Origin of the sequence: Streptomyces cahuitamycinicus, assembly GCF_002891435.1 — a bacterium.
GTDB lineage: Bacteria > Actinomycetota > Actinomycetes > Streptomycetales > Streptomycetaceae > Streptomyces > Streptomyces cahuitamycinicus.
On record NZ_POUC01000634.1, the window covers coordinates 1 to 3,315 of the forward strand.

General features: G+C 73.5%; 3 protein-coding genes. 1 reads left to right on the top strand and 2 read right to left on the bottom strand.

Features of this window, described 5'->3' with window-relative positions; all coding sequences use genetic code 11:
• Nucleotides 1-1,090, top strand: a 1,090-nt coding sequence (locus C1J00_RS40740; protein ID WP_102913879.1) for an LCP family protein, incomplete at its 5' end; no start/stop codon positions are given.
• A gap of 39 nt (nt 1,091-1,129) precedes the next feature.
• On the opposite strand, the gene C1J00_RS40745 is transcribed toward C1J00_RS40740, so the two are convergent.
• Both C1J00_RS40745 and C1J00_RS40750 read right to left on the bottom strand, forming a co-directional pair.
• A complete protein-coding gene (locus C1J00_RS40745) occupies nt 1,130-1,861 on the bottom strand; it encodes a hypothetical protein (protein WP_102913880.1) in 732 nt (243 codons plus the stop codon).
• 111 nt (nt 1,862-1,972) lie between these two features.
• Nucleotides 1,973-3,226 (bottom strand): hypothetical protein, encoded by a 1,254-nt coding sequence (locus tag C1J00_RS40750; RefSeq protein WP_102913881.1) that lies wholly within the window; start codon nt 3,224-3,226, stop codon nt 1,973-1,975.
• Nucleotides 3,227-3,315: the final 89 nt, after the last annotated feature.

The following is a 3,315-nucleotide window of genomic DNA, read 5'->3' on the forward strand; positions in this document are numbered from 1 at the left end:
CCCCTCGACCCGTACCGCGCCGCTGCCCGGCATGCCCTCGCCCGCCGCCCCCGGACGCTACGACAGCGGACCGCACCCACGCGGCGGCCGCGGCAGCAGGAACCCGCGGCGGCGGGCGGGCAGGGGCCGCCGGTATCTGCGGACGGCTGCCGTCCTGGCGTCCGTGCTGGTGCTCGGCGGCGCCGGTACGTATGTCTGGGCCGACACCCAACTCAATCAGGAGGTCGACCTCGGCGCGCTCGGAGCCCGGGTGCCCGCCGGTGAGGGCACCACCTACCTGGTCGTCGGCTCCGACAGCCGCGAGGGGCTGTCGGAGCAGGACCGCAAGGACCTCAACACCGGCTCGGCCGAGGGCCGCCGCACCGACTCCGTGATCCTGCTGCACACCGGCGCGAACGGCACGACGATGGTGAGCCTGCCGCGCGACTCCTGGGTGACCCTCCCGCCCTACGTCGACCCCGGCACCGGCCGCAGCTACCGGGCCACGCCGGACAAGCTGAACGCCGCGTTCTCGCTGGGCGGCCCCGACCTGCTGGTGCGGGCCGTGGAACGCAACACCGGCGTGCGTGTCGACCACTACGCGGAGATCGGCTTCGCCGGGTTCGTGGGTGTGGTGGACGCCCTCGGCGGCGTCGACCTGTGCCTGGGCCGGCCCGTGCGGGACAAGGACTCCGGAGCGAACCTGCCAGCCGGCTGCCAGACCCTCGACGGCGCCGAGGCGCTGGCCTTCGTACGGCAGCGCAAGCAGGAGGCCCGGGGTGATCTGGGCCGGACCCGCAACCAGCAGAGATTCCTCGCCGCCCTCGCCCGCAAGGCGGCCACGCCCGCCACCCTCGCCGACCCCTCCACATCGGTTCCGACCCTGCGGGCCGGGCTCGACACGCTCATCGTCGACGACGGCACGGAACTGCCCGACCTCATGGCGTTGTTCGAGGCCATGCGCAAGGCGACGGGCGGCGGCGGGCGGCAGCTCAACGTGCCCGTGGCCGACCCGGATCTGCGCACTCCCAAGGGCAGCGCGGTGCAGTGGGACGAGGCGCGGGCCCGCGCCCTGTTCGCGGCCTTGCGGGAGGGCCGACCGCCGGGCTGATCAGTGGGGCGGCACCGGGCGGGCGTACCCGACCCGGGTTCACCGCTCCGGTGATTCGGAATCCCGCGCGAGCTCGGAGTTCTGCGCCTTCACCACCTCCGCGGGAATCTTGGCGTCGCTGGGTCGCCTACTGTCGGCGAAGGCGAAGCCGTTCACCGAAAAGTAGACGGCGAGCACCTCACCGTGGCGGACGACCTGGGTGCGCACCGTGTGGGTGATACCCCGGAAGGGCGTCGTCGCGCGGAAGGCCACGGCACCGGGCGCCGTCCCCTTCTCGGCGGTGACCGAGTCGTAGACCGTGCTGTTCTTGCCCGCCTTCGCGGTGAACCCGCCGCCGCACTCCGATACGGCCTTGGCCAGCCCAGCCAGCAACGACCTGCCCTCGGCCGCAGGCTCGTACGAGGCGAGCGTGATGTACGTGCTCTCCTTGCCGTAGCCCGCTCCGGCACTGCGTGTGAGGTCGGCCTGGGGCTCACCGAGCGGGAGTTGATTCATCGCGAGGGCCAGCGGGGCGCAGCCGGGCTTGTCGACCGTGACCTGGTCGGAGGAGGTGGCGAAGGCGTACTCGGCGTCCAACTCGTCCACGTTGTATCCGGGCAGGTCGTCCTTCGTCACGATGGCCTTCGCCAGCCGCTGTTCCGGAGTGATCTGCTTGGCCTTCGGTGTTGTCGTCACCCTCCCACCGGAGGGCGTGTCCTCGCCGCCTGAGCAGGCGGTCAGTGCGGAGGTCAAAGCCAGGACGGAGACGACGGCCAGGGCGGCGCGCTTCAAAGGGGGCTCCTCGGTGCTGATTCGGACGGAGATCATGGCGGGGCGGCTCGGGGGGTGCGGGAGCGATGGCAAGGGTGTGACGACACGAGGACCGACCGGCCGCCCCGCTGATCAACGGGCCCTGCCCAGACCGGCCGACGGGGACATCAGCGAGCCGTACCCGCTCGCCGCCCACGCGCTGCGCCTCGCCGGGACCTCGAAGTAGGGCACCGTACGGCCGTCCTCGTCCGTGTCGGTGAGCACCTCCGGGGCGCGGCGGTCCCGCAGCGCGTCCGCGCACTCCTGGCACACCGCCACGTCGAGCCGGTCCCGGCGGCCGAGCGGACGCCAGCCGGTGCGCAGGGCCGCGCGGCCGTGCAGGGGGTTGAAGAAGCAGAGGGGAAGGCCGGAAGAGCCGGTTAGGGCGTCGCGGCCCTCCTGCGCCAGGGCCAGGGCGCCCGCCAGGTCGGGCAGGCCCCGGGCCCCGTCGAGGACCGTGCCGGCCGCCGCGTACGCGTCGAGGGCCTGCTGGAGACCGGGGGTCGAGGCCACCTCGGCGGCCCGGGTCGCCTCGCCCAGGGCCAGTACCTCCGCCTCCGCACGGCGCCGCACCTGCGCCTCGTCGGCCGCGCGGGCCGTGGTGAACACCAGCTGGGGGACGGCCGGGGCCGTACGGGAACGGAGCAGGGCCGCGCGGGTCGCGAGCACGGTCAGGGCCAGGGCCGGTACGGCGATGAGCAGCCACCAGCCGGTCATGCCGGAGGCCGAGCCCGAGCCCGAGCTGGAGTCGGATCCGGAGCCGGAGCCGGAGCCGGACTGCGTGGGGCGGGGCGATCCGCCCAGGTCGTTCATCGCCTCCTCGTAGCGCTGCTCGCCCTTGCCCTCCGCCACCAGGTCCACGGCCTTCACCGTCAGGTCCGCCAGTCCCGCGTCCCGCATCTCGTCCAGGAACCCGGCGGCCGCCACGGCACTGCGCGCCTGGTGGGTGTCGCCGGGCCACTCGTAGCCCTGGAGGGAGTCGGGGAAGTCGCCGTCCGACGTGATGAGGACGAGGTCGCGCCGTTCCGGGAGCCGGTCGCGGACCGTCCCGGCCAGGAGGTCGGATTCGCCGTCGAAGGCGTCGCCCTTGGTGAGGGGGATGAGCACGACCTTGATGGGCAGGCCCGTGCGGCGGATGCGGTCCGCCAGTTGCCGTTGCCGGGACGGCGGTACGGCTTCGGCGTAGGCAGCGTCGACGTAGACGGGGGAGGTGCGCAGGGCCTTCGCGATGCGCTGCCCGGCGCTGGGGCCGTCGCCGTCCGCCGCGATGGCGGTGCCCGTCGTGGCGAGTGCCGCCAGCAGCAGCGCCGCGAGGGCGGTGATCACGCGCTTCGCTTCAGTGGACACCTGCGGTCTCCGTCACCTTGTCGATGAGCCGGGCGATTCCGTTCGGTACGGCGGTCAGGGGGCCGTCGGTCACGTCGTAGTAGGGGACG